18 protein-coding genes are annotated in these 18,029 nt (G+C 56.6%); 11 read left to right on the top strand and 7 right to left on the bottom strand.

The genetic code is table 11. The annotated features are described in order from the left end of the window. The 4 genes from ENTHG_RS20260 to ENTHG_RS20245 are packed head-to-tail and all read right to left on the bottom strand — an operon-like array spanning position 1 to position 4,039. Positions 1-1,017: a flagellar motor switch protein FliG gene (locus tag ENTHG_RS20260; protein ID WP_044184185.1), complete on the bottom strand. Its 1,017-nt coding sequence runs from the start codon at positions 1,015-1,017 to the stop codon at positions 1-3. Then, positions 995-2,653, bottom strand: a complete 1,659-nt coding sequence (fliF, locus tag ENTHG_RS20255) for a flagellar basal-body MS-ring/collar protein FliF (protein ID WP_044184182.1) — start codon at positions 2,651-2,653, stop codon at positions 995-997. The genes ENTHG_RS20260 and fliF overlap by 23 nt, the downstream gene beginning before the upstream one ends. Before the next feature lie 4 nt (positions 2,654-2,657). Further along, positions 2,658-3,020, bottom strand: coding sequence for a flagellar hook-basal body complex protein FliE (gene fliE, locus ENTHG_RS20250; RefSeq protein WP_044184178.1), 363 nt, complete (start codon positions 3,018-3,020; stop codon positions 2,658-2,660). A gap of 35 nt (positions 3,021-3,055) precedes the next feature. Next, positions 3,056-4,039, bottom strand: a complete 984-nt coding sequence (locus tag ENTHG_RS20245; RefSeq protein WP_044184176.1) for a sigma-54 interaction domain-containing protein — start codon at positions 4,037-4,039, stop codon at positions 3,056-3,058. Positions 4,040-4,612: 573 nt separating this feature from the next. Between ENTHG_RS20245 and ENTHG_RS20240 the strand changes: the two genes are divergently transcribed. The 8 genes from ENTHG_RS20240 to ENTHG_RS20205 all read left to right on the top strand — a co-directional run bounded on the left by ENTHG_RS20240 (position 4,613) and on the right by ENTHG_RS20205 (position 11,196). Then, positions 4,613-5,470, top strand: a complete 858-nt coding sequence (locus tag ENTHG_RS20240; RefSeq protein WP_044185121.1) for a FliM/FliN family flagellar motor switch protein — start codon at positions 4,613-4,615, stop codon at positions 5,468-5,470. After that, the gene (locus ENTHG_RS20235; RefSeq protein WP_044184173.1) at positions 5,463-5,831 is read left to right on the top strand and encodes a FliM/FliN family flagellar motor switch protein; all 369 of its coding nucleotides are present in this window, start codon (positions 5,463-5,465) and stop codon (positions 5,829-5,831) included. Before ENTHG_RS20240 ends, ENTHG_RS20235 begins: the two co-directional genes overlap by 8 nt. Beyond that, the gene (gene fliP / locus ENTHG_RS20230) at positions 5,828-6,586 is read left to right on the top strand and encodes a flagellar type III secretion system pore protein FliP (RefSeq protein ID WP_044184171.1); all 759 of its coding nucleotides are present in this window, start codon (positions 5,828-5,830) and stop codon (positions 6,584-6,586) included. The genes ENTHG_RS20235 and fliP overlap by 4 nt, the downstream gene beginning before the upstream one ends. An 11-nt stretch (positions 6,587-6,597) precedes the next feature. Then, a complete protein-coding gene (locus tag ENTHG_RS20225; protein WP_044184168.1) occupies positions 6,598-6,870 on the top strand; it encodes a flagellar biosynthetic protein FliQ in 273 nt (90 codons plus the stop codon). A 1-nt stretch (position 6,871) separates the two neighbouring features. Next, complete coding sequence (gene fliR, locus ENTHG_RS20220; protein ID WP_044184166.1) at positions 6,872-7,654, top strand: flagellar biosynthetic protein FliR; 783 nt, start codon at positions 6,872-6,874, stop codon at positions 7,652-7,654. Continuing rightward, positions 7,644-8,783, top strand: coding sequence for a flagellar type III secretion system protein FlhB (gene flhB / locus ENTHG_RS20215; protein WP_044184164.1), 1,140 nt, complete (start codon positions 7,644-7,646; stop codon positions 8,781-8,783). Before fliR ends, flhB begins: the two co-directional genes overlap by 11 nt. After that, the gene (gene flhA, locus ENTHG_RS20210) at positions 8,767-10,860 is read left to right on the top strand and encodes a flagellar biosynthesis protein FlhA (protein WP_044184162.1); all 2,094 of its coding nucleotides are present in this window, start codon (positions 8,767-8,769) and stop codon (positions 10,858-10,860) included. The genes flhB and flhA overlap by 17 nt, the downstream gene beginning before the upstream one ends. Before the next feature lie 96 nt (positions 10,861-10,956). Beyond that, positions 10,957-11,196: a hypothetical protein gene (locus tag ENTHG_RS20205; protein ID WP_044184160.1), complete on the top strand. Its 240-nt coding sequence runs from the start codon at positions 10,957-10,959 to the stop codon at positions 11,194-11,196. Here the strand turns inward: ENTHG_RS20205 and ENTHG_RS20200 are convergent. Further along, positions 11,193-11,948 carry a C40 family peptidase gene (locus ENTHG_RS20200; RefSeq protein ID WP_044184159.1) on the bottom strand — a complete coding sequence of 252 codons (756 nt, stop codon included), beginning with the start codon at positions 11,946-11,948 and terminating at the stop codon, positions 11,193-11,195. The genes ENTHG_RS20205 and ENTHG_RS20200 overlap by 4 nt on opposite strands. Positions 11,949-12,210: 262 nt before the next feature. Here ENTHG_RS20200 and dpaA point away from each other — a divergent pair, with 262 nt between their 5' ends. Next, the gene (gene dpaA, locus ENTHG_RS20195) at positions 12,211-12,951 is read left to right on the top strand and encodes a peptidoglycan meso-diaminopimelic acid protein amidase (RefSeq protein ID WP_044184157.1); all 741 of its coding nucleotides are present in this window, start codon (positions 12,211-12,213) and stop codon (positions 12,949-12,951) included. On the opposite strand, the gene ENTHG_RS20190 is transcribed toward dpaA, so the two are convergent. Together ENTHG_RS20190 and lpcA are read right to left on the bottom strand one after the other, a co-directional pair. Next, the gene (locus ENTHG_RS20190; protein ID WP_044184153.1) at positions 12,922-13,689 is read right to left on the bottom strand and encodes a class II glutamine amidotransferase; all 768 of its coding nucleotides are present in this window, start codon (positions 13,687-13,689) and stop codon (positions 12,922-12,924) included. The genes dpaA and ENTHG_RS20190 overlap by 30 nt on opposite strands. Before the next feature lie 104 nt (positions 13,690-13,793). Beyond that, the gene (lpcA, locus tag ENTHG_RS20185; protein ID WP_044184151.1) at positions 13,794-14,372 is read right to left on the bottom strand and encodes a D-sedoheptulose 7-phosphate isomerase; all 579 of its coding nucleotides are present in this window, start codon (positions 14,370-14,372) and stop codon (positions 13,794-13,796) included. Between the two features lie 236 nt (positions 14,373-14,608). Here lpcA and fadE point away from each other — a divergent pair, with 236 nt between their 5' ends. Further along, positions 14,609-17,053, top strand: coding sequence for an acyl-CoA dehydrogenase FadE (gene fadE, locus ENTHG_RS20180; RefSeq protein ID WP_044184150.1), 2,445 nt, complete (start codon positions 14,609-14,611; stop codon positions 17,051-17,053). 108 nt (positions 17,054-17,161) lie between these two features. After that, positions 17,162-17,932: an amidohydrolase gene (locus ENTHG_RS20175; protein WP_044184148.1), complete on the top strand. Its 771-nt coding sequence runs from the start codon at positions 17,162-17,164 to the stop codon at positions 17,930-17,932. Positions 17,933-18,029: the final 97 nt, after the last annotated feature.

Genomic DNA, 18,029 nt, shown 5'->3' with positions numbered 1-18,029 from the left:
TTACTCCGCTGTCTGTTCGGCAAAGAGCTGGAGCTGGATATCGCCAGCCTCTTCCAGCTCACGGGCAATGGCCATGATCTCCCGGCGAACCTGCTCAATGCGGCTGACCGGCACCGGTCCCAGACGGGCAGTGATCGACTCCAGCTGCTGCGCCTGACGTTTTGGCATCACGGCGTAAATAGAACGCCGCAGCATCGCTTCGGTGCCCTTCAGCGCCACCGCCCAGTCTTCCATCGGCACTTCGTCGAGCAGACGACGGCGCACCTCTTCGTTCTGGCGGCTGAGGATAAAGAAGTCATACATCTCATCCTGCAGCTGTTCGAGGACGCTCTCATCACGCTCGCGCAGCTGATCCAGGATAACCTGCTGGTTACCCTGGAAGCGGTTGACGATATCCGCCGCCTGCTTGATGCCTTTGACCTTCGAGCCGTGTTCAGACAGCACCGACAGCCCGCGATCGATCAGCCGATCCAGTTCATCCACCACGTCACGGTTGACGTCGCTGAGCTTCGCCACCCGGTAGAGGATCTCGTTTTGCACCGACTCATTCATATAAAAGAGCACGGTGGCGGAGATTTCCGGCGTCAGAAAGGCCAGGAAGACCGCCTGCAGTTGCAGATGCTCTTCGGAGATTAAAATCGCCAGCTGGCGCGGCTCCACCCACTGCAGGCGCGCCATCCGCGAGCGGATCTCGTCGCCGTAAATGCCGTTGATGACGCTGCTGGCGATCTCGGTGCCCAGCGCCTTGTTGAGGATGCCCTGCAGCATAGAGCGCGACGCGCCGTTAATGCCGCTCTGCTCGCGGAACTCTTCAAAAAAGTTGTTGATGACCCTGCGCGCCATGCTGGTTTTCACCCCGGAAAGGCGGGCCATATTTTCACTCAGGCGCACCACCTCTTCGCGGCTGAGCTTTTGCATCACCGTCGCCGCCGCCTCTTCCCCCAGACAGAGCAGCAGAATCGCGGCCTGCTCAAGGTAGCTGTTGGTACTGCCGTTATTTGTTGTCAATTCGCTCATTGCTGGTAATCCATTGTCTGAGAACTTCCGCCACGCGATCGGTATCGTTCATCGCCAGTTTTTGCAGGAACTCCAGCTTCACTTCGAGGCCGGAACTCTGGGAAGGGAGGCTGTCATCGCCAGGGAATGAAGGCAGTTCAGCGTTTTTACGCTCTTCTTCTTCCCCGGAGAAATGCGGCTCGCTGGCAGGTGCCGCTTCCAGCGCAGGCATCAGCGGCTTCTCGCGTACGGCGGTCAGGCGTTTGATGACCGGACGCACCACAAACAGCAGCAGCAACAGCGCCAGCAGGCCATAGCCCGCCATCCGCGCCCATGCCAGCACGCTCTCGTCTTTCCACAGCGGAATGACCGGCTCGACCGGCGTCTCCTGCGGCACAAAAGTGAGCAGCGACAGCGTCAGGTTGTCGCCGCGCTGGGTGTTGATCCCGGCGGCGTTGTTCAGCAGCGCGGTGAGTTGGGTGGTCTGTTCCGGCTTCCAGTTTTTCAGCGCGGGCGCAGCCTGGTTGAGCACCACCGCCACGTTCAGCCGTTTCACCGCAAAGCCCGGATGCTGAATGTGCTGCACGCTGCGGTCATAGGAGTAGTCGCGCTTGTTTTCGCTGTGCTTCGACAGCGCCTGCGGCTGGCTCTCATTTTTCGGCGCGGGCGTGTTGTTATTCGTCACCTGATTAGGGGCGATCGGCGGACGGTTGCTTAACGAACCGGGAATGCCCATCGCAATCTGGTTGGTATCGCTGTCCTGAATATTTTCTTCACGATTGATCTTCGGCTCGTCGCCGTAGTGCTCCTGAGTCTCATCGATATTGCTCAGATCGAGATCCGGCATCACGCTGACGCGGTAGTTGCCTTTGCCCACCAGCGAGTCAAGTACGTTAGCGACGCTTTGGCGGGTTTTATCCTGGATATCCTGCAGGATCTGGTCATGCTTACGGGTCGCGGCGGAGACCGCTTCGCCGGAAGCGATACCGTCCGTCAGCAGGTTGCCGGTCTGATCGACCACGCTGACCATTGATGCTTTCAGGCCTGGAATACTGCCGGACACCAGATGCACGATAGCGTTCACCTGATCCATATTCAGCGTTGCCCCGTAATGCAACCGCACCACCACCGAGGCGCTGTTCTGCGGCTCATTGCTCACTACAAACGAGCTCTCCTCGTTCAGGGCGAGATGCACGCGGGCGCTTTCCACCGAATCCAGCGTCATGATGCTCTGCGCCAGCTCGCCTTCCAGGCTGCGTTTGTAGCGGATGTTCTGCACGAACTGGCTGCTGCCGAGCACTTCGTCTTTATCCATCAGCTCATAGCCGTTGGGCAGCGTCGCCTGCACGCCTTTGGCGGCCAGGGTCATACGCGTTTTTGACAGCGCCGTCTGCGGCACCAGAATCTGGCCGCTCTGCGGGTCGATGCGGTAGTCCAGCTTTTCGCCGTCCAGCACGGTGACGATCTGCGAAACGGGCAGATTTTCCTGGCGACCGTACAGCGAAACGTAGCCGTGATTACTGTTCCACAGCAGGCTGACGATAATTGCCGTTGCCGCCACCGCGCCCGCGGCCAGCAGCGCCCACCGCTTGTTGCCATCCAGCCTGAAAGAGAGCGCCGGGAAGGATTGCGTTAACTTCTTAATCAGTTCATTCATAGCGTTAGATGGACATGCTCATCAGGTCGTTGAACCCGGTGGCAATTTTGTTTCTTACCTGCACCAGCGCCGAAAACGACAACGCGGCCTGCTGGCTGGCGATCATCGCCCCGGCCAGATCGTCGCTTTTCCCCATATCAACAGCCGTCTGTTTCTGCTCCGCCACCTGCTGAAACTGGTCGACATGGCTTAGCGCCCCTTGCAGGACGCGGTCGAAGGAGACCGCAGAGGCCGCCTGCGTATCCCCCGCCGCGTTAATCTGCATGGGAGAAAGAACGGGGGCGTGGGCGACAGCCTGCATCTGCTGCATTTCCCGCAGCATTTGCGCCTGCATCGTACCGGCGGGGCTTATGTTGGTTATGCTCATGACCTACTCTTAATGGATGTGTGCTACGGGACGACTTAGGAGAAAACCTCAATACCCTGCTTACGCATTGACGCCAGCCGATAACGGAGCGCGCGAGGTGTTATCCCTAATAAATCAGCGATTTTGCTTTTGTTGCCCTGATATTTGCGCATCAGGTCGGCAATGTACTGGTACTGCGCGCTGCGGCCATGCTGCCCCAGGTTGCCTTCGGAAACCGGTATTGCCGCCGATGCCTGCCATTGCGGCTCAGCATCGGCGCAGGCGTTTACGACAGGCAGGCCCAGGGTATCCGGGTAAATCATGCCGTCGCGGTTGAGGATCATTCCCCGCTGGATGGCGTTCTCCAGCTGGCGAACATTGCCCGGCCAGGCGTAGCTCAGCAGCGCGCGGCGCGTCGATTCAGAAAGGCGGATATTTTTCACCAGCGTCGTGGCGTATTTTTTAATGAAGGATTCAGCCAGCGGGATAATGTCTTCTGTACGCTCGCGCAGCGGCGGGATAGTGACCGGAATAACCGACAGCCGGTAATAGAGATCTTCACGAAAGCGCCCGGCGGCCACCTCGTGCTCCAGGTTTTTATTGGTGCAGGCGATAAGGCGGAAATTGAGTTTAATCTGCCGGTTGCTGCCCAGCCGCTCTACCTGCTGTTCCTGCAAAACACGTAATATCTTCGCCTGTAGCGCCAGCGGCATATCACCAATTTCGTCCAGCAATAACGTGCCGTTGTTAGCAAGCTCCATTTTCCCCGGCACGCTTGCCACCGCGCCGGTAAACGCCCCTTTGTCATACCCAAACAGGGTCGCTTCCAGCATATTTTCGGGGATTGCCGCGCAGTTCACGCCAATATAAGGCGCGCTTTCATTTTTATCGAAAGCGACGGCATGAATAAATTTCGCCACGCACTCTTTACCGGTGCCGGTCTCGCCCTGAATTAAAACTGGAACATTAAAAGAGGCTATCCGCCGGGCCAGTGCAAATGCATTTATACTGGAAGCGGATTCAGCAATTAGCTCATACATAATTATGTCACACTTAGCAGTAATTAAATTAACGATCGTGGATGAGAAGCAAAAATTTGCCCGGCGAAAATGAGCGATATGGCAGTTTCATCCTTGACCTGTTGGTTCCCTGTTCCGTTTTAGCGCCTGGCGACATCAGGCTTATCGCCGGGCGTCAAACGCTATTAGGATTAATCTGATGCGAGATTACCACCGGGTAGATTAACTTTTGCGAATTAAACAGTTATAAAAAAATTACTCTATAAAAAACAACGTGATACACGAAAATCACAACAGAAAAACGGCGCTTAAATGGTTTATCAAGAGTAAAGTCACTGGACAGTAAGCGGTAGGATTATTTTTTAATAATTGCCATCACTGATTAATAATTTGCAGGAAAGTCGCACAGGTAATTAAATAACACGCCCTGATGCGTAGCGAAAAGACGAACAGCGCCACGGAGAACGGATTCGACAATATGAGAATAGCGACAGGGATGAGTATTTTATTAAGTAGCCACCGACAATATTTATTGAGCGGACGACGTGCTAACCCTCTTTCTGCCCCAAAACCTGACAGCAGAGAATGCGTACCATGCTGAAATACAGTCAAACTCCCGGCATTTTCAAACTTGAAGGCAACAGGCTTGGACGCCCCTATCACCGGCTGCCAGCAATGTTTACGGGGAATTTCGACATCCTTGAGTCACATCTTGGAAACTATTTTTTAAAAAAACATCGCACGAATATTTCGCTGAAAAAAATTCACTGCGAGATGGATGTCACCAATAAAAGCGCTGAGCTGATGGTTTCGCAGGTAGGCCACCTGGCGTTCGATATCGACAGGTCGCTGCTGCTCATGCTGCTGGCGAATTTTTATGGCCTGGAAAGTTCCCTTACGGATAACCACGCCACGGACAACCTGCCCACAAAGACTGAAAGCCGGCTTAAGAGCAGGCTGGCGCTGGATATTGGCAACCTGGTTTTTAATAAAAGCACCTCCGGCGTTCCGCTGACGTTAAAGCTGGATAGCAGCACGGTGCTGACCCATTGGGCCTATCAGCTCACATTTGTTCTTGGCGATGACGAGAGCTGCGGCTTTCGCATTTTACTGGATGACGCGCACACGGATTACATTCTCAACTTAATTCGCCGCAGCGAACATAACCAGAAAAAACAAGATATTGAAAAACCAGGCACCGATAAGAGGCAGCTTTTCCAGGAGATCATTCACACCCTGCCGCTGACCATGAACGTCAAGATTGCCGAACTGGCGCTTAACGTGGCGGATCTCACCGCCATTAAGCCCGGCGATATTTTACCGGTCTCGATACCTGACAGTTTTCCGGTCTATATCGGTAAGTCCGAGTTATTCAACGCCCTGATTGTCGAGGATAAAGACAAGCTGTTTTTATCCGAATTAAAGAGTAAGACAGAGACATCCCATGAGTAAGCAAGAAGATATTTTAGAGCAAGGTTTTGAGCTTAATGACACCCCGGCCGTACCGGCGACAGCAAATGCAGAGTCGCTGGTAACGCGCCTGGAAGACCGCTTTTCGGAATCCATGACGCTGCTCAAGCGTATTCCCGTCACCCTGACGCTGGAAGTCTCCTCGGTGGAAATCATGCTCTCCGACCTGCTGAACATCGACGACGACACGGTGATTGAGATGGACAAGCTTGCCAGAGAACCGCTGGACATTAAGGTCAATAATATCCTGCTCGGCAAGGCCGAAGTGGTGGTGGTCAACGAAAAGTACGGCCTGCGCGTGCTGGAATTCAACGCTCACGATATTAACGACCTGGCGCCATGAAACGTTCGTCAGCTTTAACGCTTACGCTTGCGCTCGCGCTGCTCGCTCTCTCGCCGGTCGCCTGCGCGCAGGGGGGCGATATTACCCTGCTCAACGTGGTCACTCACGGCAACAGCCAGGAGTACAGCGTTAAGATTCAGGTGCTGATTCTGATGACCCTTGTCGGACTGTTGCCGACGCTGGTGCTGATGATGACCTGTTTTACCCGCTTTATTATCGTGCTCTCACTGCTGCGCCAGGCGCTCGGGCTACAGCAGACCCCGCCCAACCGCATTCTGATTGGCATCGCCCTGTGCTTAACGATGCTGGTGATGCGCCCTATCTGGATCAACATCTACGACCATGCCGTCGTGCCGTTTGAAAACGACCAGCTAAGCCTGCCGGACGCGCTGAGTACCGCCGCCCAGCCGCTAAAGCGCTTTATGCTGGCGCAAACCAATAAAAAAGCGATGGCGCAGATCATGACCATCGCCGATGCCAAAGGCGAAGCCGCCGATCAGGATCTGTCGATCGTGGTGCCTGCTTATGTCCTGAGCGAGCTGAAAACCGCCTTCCAGATTGGCTTTATGATCTACATCCCGTTCCTGGTGATCGACCTGATCGTCGCCAGCGTCCTGATGGCGATGGGGATGATGACGCTGTCGCCGCTGATTGTCTCCCTGCCCTTTAAGCTGATGCTGTTCGTGCTGATTGACGGCTGGTCGCTTACGGTCGGCACGCTGACCACCAGCATCCGCGGCCTTGGACTGGGCTAAGCGAGGCCACTATGTTAAGCATCGATGTAGCGGCGGATATCGTCGCCAGCGGCATAAAAGTTGTGATTATTCTGGTGTGCCTGCTGGTCGTGCCCAGCCTGCTGGTCGGCCTGCTGGTGAGCATCTTCCAGGCGGTGACGCAGATTAACGAGCAGACCCTCAGCTTTTTACCGCGCCTGATTGTCACCCTGGCGGTACTGGGGGTTTGTGGAAAATGGATGATTGTCCAGCTGGACGATCTCTGTATTCATCTATTCACCCAGGCTGCCATTCTGGTGCATTGAGATGCGCGAAACCGATATCACGCAGCTCACCCACCTGGTGCTGGGACTGTGGTTCCCCTTTGTACGCATCATGGCGTTTATGCGCTATGTGCCGGTGTTTGATAACGCCGCCCTGACCATGCGCGTGCGCATTATCCTGTCGCTGGCGCTGGCCATTATTATTACCCCGATGATCCCACACCCGGTGCCGGAGAGCCTGCTGTCGATGAACAGCCTGATTCTGACCGCCGAGCAGATCCTGTGGGGGGTACTGTTCGGCCTGATGTTTCAGTTTCTGTTTCTGGCGTTGCAGCTGGCCGGGCAGATCCTCTCCTTTAATATGGGGATGAGCATGGCGGTGATGAACGACCCCAGCAGCGGCGCGTCTACCACGGTGCTGGCGGAGATGATCAACATCTACGCGGTGATTCTGTTCTTCGCGATGGACGGCCACCTGCTGCTGGTGAGCGTGCTGTATAAAGGCTTCACTTACTGGCCCATCGGCAATGCGCTGCATCCGCAAACGCTGCGTACCGTCTCGCTGGCCTTAAGCTGGGTGTTCGGCTCGGCGATGCTGCTGGCGCTGCCCACCACCTTTATCATGCTGGTGGTTCAGGGCTGCTTCGGCCTGCTCAACCGCATCGCGCCGCCGCTCAACCTCTTCTCGCTGGGTTTTCCCATCAACATGCTGGCCGGCCTTATCTGTTTCGCCACCCTGCTCTACAACCTGCCTGACCACTACCTGCACCTGGCGAACTTCGTTTTAAAGCAGCTTGATGCGCTAAAGGGACACTATGGCGGATAGCGGCAGCGAAGAAAAAACAGAGAAGCCCTCGGCGCAAAAGCTGCGTAAGGCCAGGGAAGAGGGGCAGATACCCCGCTCGAAGGACATGGGGCTGGCCGCCAGCCTGTTTGCCGCCTTTATGGTGATCTCCAGCAGTTTTCCCTGGTATGAGGAGTTCGTGCGCGAAAGTTTTATCAGCGTGCACCAGTACGCGCAGAACATTAATGACCCGGACGTTATCGGCCAGTTTCTCCAGCACCACCTGCTGATCATGGCGAAATTTATCCTGACCCTGCTGCCAATGCCTGCCGCGGCGCTGCTGGCGTCGCTGGTGCCCGGCGGCTGGCTGTTCCTGCCGAAGAAAATTTTGCCCGATTTCAGCAAGCTAAGCCCACTGAAGGGCATCAGCCGCCTCTTTTCGGCTGAGCACCTGGTGGAGACCGGCAAAATGGCCGTGAAGGCGGTGGTGGTGCTGGTGATGCTCTGGCTGAGCGTACGCAACAATTTTTCCGCCTTTCTTGGCCTGCAGGCGCTGTGGTTTAAACAGGCGGTCAGCGACGGGCTGGCGCTCTACAGCAGCGTGATGCGTAACTTCGTCATCCTGTTTATTTTCTTTGCCCTGGTGGATGTGCCGCTGGCGAAAAAACTGTTCACCAAAGGGCTGAAGATGACCAAACAGGAGGTCAAGGAAGAGTACAAAAACCAGGAGGGGAAACCGGAAGTTAAAGCCCGCGTGCGCCGTCTGCAGCGTCAGATGGCGATGGGACAGATCCGCAAAGTGGTGCCAAAAGCCAACGTGGTGATAACCAACCCCACCCACTATGCCGTGGCGTTGCAGTATGACCAGTCGCGCGCCGCCGCGCCGTTTGTGGTGGCGAAAGGCACCGACGAGATAGCCCTTTATATCCGCCAGGTGGCGGCGGAACACCAGGTTGAAGTCGTCGAGTTCCCGAAGCTGGCGCGCTCCGTTTACTACACCACGCAGATTAATCAACAGATCCCTTATCAGCTCTACCGGGCGATTGCCCACGTGCTGACCTATGTATTGCAGATGAAACACTGGCGCGCAGGTTCGCAGCCGCGCCCTTCACTGAACAGACATATTTCCATTCCCAAAGAGGTGCTTAAACTGGATGCCGAAAATAATTAAACAACTCACGGCGTTGCTGCGTAGCGGCAATATCGGCGTGCCGCTGGTGATACTCTGTATTCTGGCGATGGTGATTTTGCCGCTGCCGCCGGCGCTGCTGGATATTCTGTTTACCTTTAACATCGTGCTGGCGGTAATGGTGCTGCTGGTGGCGGTGTCGGCGAAGCGGCCGCTGGAATTCAGCCTCTTCCCGACCATTCTGCTGATCACCACCCTGATGCGCCTGACGCTGAACGTCGCCTCCACCCGCGTGGTGCTGCTGCATGGCCATATGGGCGCGGGCGCTGCCGGTAAGGTGATTGAATCCTTTGGTCAGGTGGTTATTGGCGGCAACTTCGTCGTCGGTTTCGTGGTGTTCATCATCCTGATGATCATCAACTTTATTGTGGTCACCAAAGGCGCCGAGCGTATCTCCGAGGTCTCCGCCCGCTTTACCCTGGACGCCATGCCGGGCAAGCAGATGGCCATCGACGCCGACCTTAACGCCGGCCTTATCAATCAGCAGCAGGCGCAGGCGCGGCGTAAAGATGTCGCCAGCGAGGCCGACTTTTACGGCGCGATGGACGGCGCGTCGAAATTCGTCCGCGGGGACGCCATCGCCGGGATGATGATCCTGGCGATCAACCTGATAGGCGGCGTGTGCATCGGGATTTTTAAATACGATCTCAGCGCCGAAGCCGCCTTCCAGCAATACGTGCTGATGACCATCGGCGACGGACTGGTGGCGCAGATCCCTTCCCTGCTGCTCTCCACCGCCGCGGCGATCATTGTCACCCGCGTCAGTGATAACGGCGATATCGCATCGGATGTGCGCAGCCAGCTGCTGGCCAGCCCGTCGGTGCTGTATACCGCCACCACCATTATGTTCGTGCTGGCGGTGGTGCCGGGGATGCCGCACTTCCCGTTCCTGGTCTTCAGCGGCCTGCTGGGCTTTACCGCCTGGCGCATGAGCAAGCGGCCCAAAGCCGCCGAGGCGGAAGAGAAGAACCTTGAAACGCTAACGAGGACCATCGCCGAAACCCCGGAGCAGCAGGTTAGCTGGGAGACTATCCCGCTGATTGAGCCCATTAGTCTGAGCCTTGGCTATAAGCTGGTTTCGCTGGTGGATAAAGCGAAAGGCAACCCCCTGACCCAGCGTATTCGCGGAGTGCGGCAGGTCATTTCCGACGGCAACGGCGTGCTGCTGCCGGAGATCCGTATTCGGGAAAACTTCCGCCTCAAGCCCAGTCAGTACGCGATTTTCATTAACGGCATTAAAGCCGACGAGGCGGATATTCCCTCTGATAAGCTGATGGCGCTGCCCTCCAGCGAAACCTACGGCGAGATTGACGGCGTTCTGGGTAACGACCCGGCGTACGGTATGCCGGTGACCTGGATCCAGCCCGCGCAGAAGGCGAAAGCGCTGAATATGGGGTATCAGGTGATCGACAGCGCCAGCGTCATCGCCACCCACGTCAATAAGGTGGTGCGTAACTTTATTCCGGATCTGTTTAATTATGATGATATTACGCAGCTGCATAACCGCCTCTCCTCTATGGCCCCGCGGCTGGCGGAAGACCTCAGCGCCGCGCTGAACTACAGCCAGCTGTTGAAGGTGTACAGAGCGCTGCTGACCGAAGGGGTTTCCCTGCGGGATATCGTCACCATCGCTACGGTGCTGGTGGCAAGCAGCGCCGTAACCAAAGACCACATTCTACTTGCCGCCGACGTGCGGCTGGCCCTGCGCCGCAGCATCACCCATCCGTTTGTGCGCAAAGGCGAGCTGGCCGTCTACACCCTGAATAACGAGCTGGAGAACCTGCTGTCGAACGTGGTGAACCAGGCGCAGCAGGCCGGGAAGGTGATGCTCGATAGCGTGCCGGTGGACCCGAACATGCTCAACCAGTTCCAGAGCAATATGCCGCAGGTGAAAGAGCAGATGAAGGCGGCGGGCAAGGAGCCGGTGCTGCTGGTAGCGCCGCAGCTGCGCCCGCTGCTGGCCCGCTATGCGCGGCTTTTTGCGCCGGGGCTGCATGTGCTCTCTTATAACGAGGTCGCGGACGAGCTGGAGTTAAAAATTATCGGCTCGTTGAATTAAGTTAAAGGCGGCAGCGTTTAAGTTCACCTTCTCGCTGCCGCCTTTAACAGGCGTAAACCAGCACAACGGTTTGAGAGCTGGGGAGTAAAGGGATTTATGCGCAAGAAAAACCTGCCTGAACGTTATCACCCGAACCGCCGCTGGCTCACTTTCATGGAGTTTATCCATCGCCAGGAAGAGAAAGGCCTGCGCCCCCATGAAAGCAAAGCGTGCCGCAGAAAGCGACGCAAAGAGAATCACCCTACTAAGCCTGCGCCGCTGATTGACGTCGTCGATCTGCTGCTGGCCAGCGCGCTGCTGTTTCTGTTTATTACCCTGGCGCTGATGATTTATTAAAGAATGGTCTCGTTGGTCAGAATACGGCGAGCGCCCAGAAAATGCTGCTGCCAGAACCGATCGGCCAGATTGCTGACCCGAATGGTCTCTCCGGTACGGGGCGACTCAATAAAACGCCCGTCGCCTAAGTAGACGCCCATATGGTCGGCAATCGCCTGGCTGTGGATATGGAAAAACAGCAGGTCGCCACGGCGTAAATCATGGTTCGAGACCACCTTCGCCCGCCGGTAGTGGTACATCTCATTGGCGGTACGCGGCAGTTTGGCCGCCAGAATTTTGTTGTAGGCGTAGAACACCAGCCCGCTGCAGTCGAAGCCCTGGTCCGGATCGACGCCGCCCCAGACATAGGGTTTGCCCACCTGCTGCAAAAGCCGGTGAATGGCCACTTCGGTGATGTTATGCAAATGGTCGCTGCTGAGGAAAGAATGGTTTTTCGCTAACGTCTGCCAGCGTTCATCGCTGGCTTTCAGCGGGCCGGGGAACCACTCAGGATGCTGTTTAATCAGTTCGCGGTTGTGCTGTCGCAGCGCTTTGCGGCTTTGCGCATCGCCTTTGACGATCAAGGCGGCCTCTTTAGCCACCCGCGCGTGATAGCTTTTCAACAGGCGCGCACGGTTACGCATTCGCAGGCGAGCGGCATAGCTCGGGTCACGGTGTGAGGAAGAATGGCTGGCAGACGCCGTAGCGGGAATAAGCAGAGTGCATATCAGCAGGCCCGCAATAAAAGGGCGCGGGGTGCGTGAAAAAGGCATAACCAAAAACCTGACGACAATCGGAGCCGCAGTGTAGCGCCCGCGACTGCCCGACAGGCTTAATAATAGATTATTAATTAATTAACCCTGTTAGATCAGGCTGTTAATCCATACCCGCTAAAAGGATATTTGTAAACGCGCCACGAGACACTTGCGAAAAACTTTCGTGGTGCTAATGTGAGCGCACCAAATACAGATTAGTCCGATTTGGGATCCTTTGCCGTCCTGGCCGTGTAATCGTTTTATCAAGGAAACAAGCAGTATGCGTAAAATCGCATTATTTATTGCGATGCTTTTGATGCCGTGCGTCTCGTTTGCTGGCCTGCTCAGCAGTGACAGTTCCACCACGCCGGTCAGCAAAGAATATAAGCAGCAGTTGATGGGCTCCCCGGTCTATATCCAGATCTTCAAAGAAGAACGCACCCTCGATCTGTATGTCAAAATGGGCGAGCAGTATCAGCTGCTGGACAGCTACAAGATCTGTAACTACTCCGGCGGCCTGGGGCCGAAACAGCGCCAGGGCGATTTCAAAAGCCCGGAGGGGTTCTACTCTATTCAGCGCAGCCAGTTAAAACCGGACAGCCGCTTTTATAAAGCGATTAACATCGGTTTTCCTAACGCCTACGATCGCGCCCACGGCTATGAAGGCAAATACCTGATGATCCACGGCGCCTGCGTCTCCGTGGGCTGCTACGCCATGACGGACTCGCAGATTGATGAGATTTTCCAGTTTGTTACCGGCGCGCTGGTGTTTGGCCAGTCTTCCGTGCAGCTGAGCATCTACCCGTTCCGCATGACCGACGCCAATATGCAGCGCCATAAGTATTCGACCTACGCTAAATTCTGGCAGCAGCTGAAACCGGGTTACGACTTCTTCCAGCAGACGCGTAAACCGCCGGTTGTCTCGGTAGTGGACGGCAACTACGTGGTCAGCAAGCCGCTGAGCCACGAAGTGGTTCACCCGCAGCTGGCGTCAAACTATACGCTCCCCGAGGTAAAATAAAGCCCACTCGCCTGGCATAATCTTTTGCCAGGTTTCGTTGCCCGTTAGCGGCTGAGTGGCGATGACCGAGACCACATCATTGGGTGTGGTCTCGGTCTGAAAATCGATTTCCACATCCTGATCCAGCAGCGTTGCCACCCCAAACGGCGCCCGGCGGGTTATCCAGAAAAGATTGGTCGAACAGAAGGCCATCACGTAACGCCCATCCGACAGCAGCATATTGAACACGCCCTTTTCCCGCAGCTCACCTGCCAGCTGCGCGATATATTTAAATACCGCCGTCATATTGCCGGGGGTGCGCGGATAGCGTTCGGTAAGCTTATGCAGCAGCCAGCAAAACGCTTTCTCGCTGTCGGTTTCGCCTACCGGACGAAAATTGCCCGTCTCCAGCGTCTTATAGCCGGTCAACTGGCCGTTGTGGGCGTAGGTCCAGTTGCGACCCCACAGTTCACGGGTGAACGGATGGGTATTCTCCAGCGCCACCTGCCCGCGGTTGGCCTGGCGGATATGGGCGATAACCGAGCAGGATTTTATCGGATACTCCTGCACCAGCCGGGCAATGGGTGAGTTGAAGCTGGGCTGGGGGTCTTTAAATGTGCGGCAGCCTTTGCCTTCGTAAAAGGTTATGCCCCAGCCGTCTTTATGCGGCCCGGTTCCCCCACCGCGCTGTACCAGCCCGGTAAAGCTAAAGCAGATGTCGGTCGGCACGTTGGCGCTCATCCCGAGCAGTTCGCACATAGGTCACCTCCGGCGAAGATACTGACCAGGTTTTTCGGGCTACCCGCAGTTGTAGCCCGGGTAAGCGCAGCGCACCCGGGAACCCCGGATTTGCCAGCGCTCGCTTATTTAACCATCTCTTTTTCGATGAGCTGAATCAGGATATGGATGACTTTAATGTGAATCTCCTGAACACGGTCAGCATAACCGAAATGGGGCACGCGGATTTCGATATCCGCCGTTCCCGCCATTTTGCCGCCGTCTTTACCGGTCAGGGTGATGACTTTCATCCCTTTTTCCCGCGCGGCCTCGATAGCCTTGATCACATTCGCGGAGTTCCCGGAGGTGGAGATCCCCAGCAGCACATCGCCTTCGCGCCCGACCGCCTCTACGTAGCGGGAGAAGATAGCCTCGTAGCCAAAGTCATTGCCGACGCAGGAGATATGGCTGACATCGGAAATGGCAATTGCCGGGTAGCCAGGACGGTTTTCACGATAGCGGCCGGTTAGCTCTTCGGCGAAGTGCATGGCGTCACAGTGGGAGCCGCCGTTGCCGCAGGAGAGTACCTTACCGCCCGCTTTGAAACTGTCTGCCAGCAGGACCGCCGCGCGCTGGATAGCGTGGATATTGGCATCATCTTTCAGAAAGTTAGCCAGCGTTTCCGCCGCTTCATTCAGTTCGTTACGAATAAGATCCTGGTACATGAGGATAATCCTTCAGTAATGGAGATAACTGAGCGAGTTTACCGAAAAGCGCCCCAGGCGAGAAGCCAAAGCCACGCGAAAGCGCGGGCTTTTTGATTTTTCGTGCCGACGAAAAGCTCAACATTGTGAACCAGGTTGTAATTACTTTGTAAACGCATTGCTAAAAGAAATAACATCCACTACAACCATATCATCACAAGTGGTCAGACCTCCTACAAGCAAGGGAGCTTTTTTCTATGATGATTTTGAGTATTGTCGCAACATTAGTGCTAATCGGCGCGTTGTTCTATCACCGGGTCAACCTGCTGCTGAGCAGCGCCATCCTGCTGGCATGGACAGCCCTTCTCGGCGCGTCCGGCCTGTGGTCTATCTGGATACTGGTGCCGCTGGCCATTATTCTTATCCCCTTTAACTTCCCGCCGATGCGTAAAGCGCTGATTTCCGCCCCGGTCTTTCGCGGTTTCCGTAAAGTGATGCCGCCGATGTCGCGCACGGAAAAAGAGGCTATCGACGCCGGGACCACCTGGTGGGAAGGCGACCTGTTTCGCGGCAATCCCGACTGGAAAAAGCTGCATAACTACCCGCAGCCGCGCCTGACCGCCGAAGAGCAGGCGTTTATCGACGGGCCGGTTGAAGAAGCCTGCCGTATGGCGAATGACTTCCAGATAACCCACGAGATGGCCGACCTGCCGCCGGAGCTGTGGGCATTCCTGAAAGAGCACCGCTTCTTTGCGATGATCATCAAAAAAGAGTACGGCGGGCTGGAATTTTCCGCTTACGCCCAGTCTCGCGTGCTGCAGAAGCTCTCCGGCGTCTCCGGGATTCTGGCTATCACCGTCGGCGTACCTAACTCGTTAGGGCCGGGGGAACTGCTGCAACATTACGGTACCGAAGAGCAGAAAAATCACTATCTGCCGCGTCTGGCGCGCGGGCAGGAGATCCCCTGCTTTGCGCTCACCAGCCCGGAAGCGGGTTCTGACGCGGGGGCAATTCCCGATACCGGCGTCGTCTGCATGGGTAACTGGCAGGGCGAACAGGTGCTGGGCATGCGCCTGACCTGGAACAAGCGTTATATCACCCTCGCGCCCGTCGCCACCGTGCTGGGGCTGGCGTTTAAACTCTCCGACCCTGAGAGACTGCTTGGCGGTGAACAGGAGCTGGGCATTACCTGTGCGCTGATCCCGACCTCAACCCCAGGGGTGGAAATTGGCCGTCGCCACTTCCCGCTTAACGTGCCGTTCCAGAACGGCCCGACCCGCGGCGAGGATATCTTCGTGCCGATTGATTACATCATCGGCGGGCCGAAAATGGCCGGACAGGGCTGGCGTATGCTGGTGGAATGTCTTTCTGTTGGACGCGGTATCACCCTGCCCTCCAACTCGACGGGCAGCCTGAAATCCGTAGCGCTGGGTATTGGCGCTTACGCCCACATTCGTCGCCAGTTCAAAGTGGCGATTGGTAAGATGGAAGGGATTGAAGAGCCGCTGGCGCGTATCGCGGGCAACGCCTATGTGATGGACGCCGCCGCTTCGCTTATTACCTACGGCATTATGCAAGGCGAAAAACCGGCGGTGCTGTCCGCTATCGTGAAGTATCACTGTACCCACCGCGGCCAGCGTTCGCTTATCGACGCGATGGATATCGCCGGCGGTAAAGGCATTATGCTCGGCGAAGGCAACTTCCTGGCCCGTGCTTACCAGGGCGCGCCTATCGCCATTACGGTGGAAGGGGCGAACATCCTCACCCGCAGCATGATGATCTTCGGTCAGGGGGCCATTCGCTGCCATCCGTACGTGCTGGAAGAGATGGCCGCCGCGCAGAATAACGATCTCAACGCCTTCGATAAGCTGCTGTTTAAACATATCGGCCACGTCGGCAGCAACGAGATGCGTAGCCTGTGGCTGGGGCTGACACGCGGGCTGACCAGCGCCGCGCCGACCCGTGACTCCACCCGCCGCTATTATCAGCACCTGAATCGTCTGAGCGCCAACCTCGCGCTGCTCTCCGATGTGTCGATGGCGGTGCTGGGCGGCAGCCTGAAGCGTCGTGAGCGTATTTCGGCGCGCCTGGGCGATATTCTGAGCCAGATTTTCCTCGCCTCGGCGGTGCTGAAACGCTATGACGATGAAGGGCGTAATGAGATGGATCTGCCGCTGGTGCACTGGGGCGTGCAGGATGCGCTCTGGCAGGCGGAGCAGGCAATGGATGACCTGCTGTCTAACTTCCCGAACCGTATTGTCGCGGGTCTGCTGCGCGCGGTGATTTTCCCGACCGGACGCCACTACCTTGCACCGTCTGACCGTCTGGATCATCAGGTGGCGAAGATCCTGCAAACCCCATGCGCCGCGCGTTCACGTATTGGCCGCGGCCAGTATCTGGAGCCGAGCAAGCATAACCCGGTGGGCCTGCTGGAAGAGGCGCTGGTTGATGTGATGGCCGCCGACCCGATTCATCAGCGTATCTGTAAAGAGCTGGGTAAAAACCTGCCGTTCACCCGTCTGGATGCGCTGGCGAAAGAGGCGCTGGCCAGCGGCCTGATTAATGAAGAGGAAGCTGCGCTGCTTAATAAAGCGGAAGTGAGCCGCCTGCGCAGTATTAACGTGGACGATTTCGACCCGGAAGAGCTGGCGACACAGCCGGTAAAGCCGCAGGAGAAGCTGCCTAAACCACAGGCGGCATAACGGTAAAAACAGCCCTGAGCCCCGCTTCGCGCGGGGCTTTTTTATTACCACATTTTCTCTTTTTCTCGTGCTACAGTGTAAAAATGCTGTGTGAGTGGAGTTTAAATCGTGCCTGGCTTAAAAATTACCCTGTTGCAACAACCTCTCGTCTGGATGGATGGTCCGGCGAATCTGCGCCATTTCGATCGTCAACTTGAAGGTATCACCGGGCGTGATGTGATTGTTCTGCCGGAGATGTTTACGACCGGTTTCGCCATGGAGGCGGCAACACAATCTCTTCCACAAGAGGATGTGGTCGCGTGGATGAGCGCGAAAGCGTTGCAGGCTAACGCGCTGATTGCGGGCAGCGCCGCGCTACAGACAGAATGCGGCCCGGTAAACCGTTTTTTGCTGGTGGAGCCAGACGGGGCGGTTCATGTTTATGACAAACGCCATCTTTTCCGCATGGCCGATGAGCATCACCATTACGCAGCAGGCAAGGAGCGCGTGGTGTTTGAGTTTCGCGGCTGGCGCATTTTACCGCTGGTTTGCTACGACCTGCGTTTCCCGGTCTGGTCGCGTAACCGCAACGATTATGACCTGGCCCTGTACGTCGCCAACTGGCCCGCGCCCCGCTCGTTACACTGGCAGGCGCTACTGACCGCCCGCGCCATTGAAAACCAGGCCTACGTGGCGGGCTGCAATCGCGTCGGCACCGACGGCAACGGTCATCATTACCGCGGCGACAGCCGGGTCATCAACCCCCAGGGCGAAATCATCGCCACCGCCGAGGCGCACCAGGCAACGCGTATCGACGCAGAGCTGTCGCTGGCCGCGCTGCGCGAGTACCGGGAGAAGTTCCCGGCATGGCAGGATGCGGATACGTTTAGGTTGGGGTGAAGGGGTGAGGGATTCGGTGCTTGCTACTCTTCACTCCGGTGTGGCGCGCATGTGCCCCCTGATGGACTTCTGTCAGTCTTAAAGGCCTCGTCAGCCG

It is taken from the genome of Phytobacter massiliensis JC163, from assembly GCF_000321045.1.
Lineage (GTDB): Bacteria > Pseudomonadota > Gammaproteobacteria > Enterobacterales > Enterobacteriaceae > Phytobacter_A > Phytobacter_A massiliensis.
This window is presented reverse-complemented; position numbering and strand designations above follow the sequence as displayed.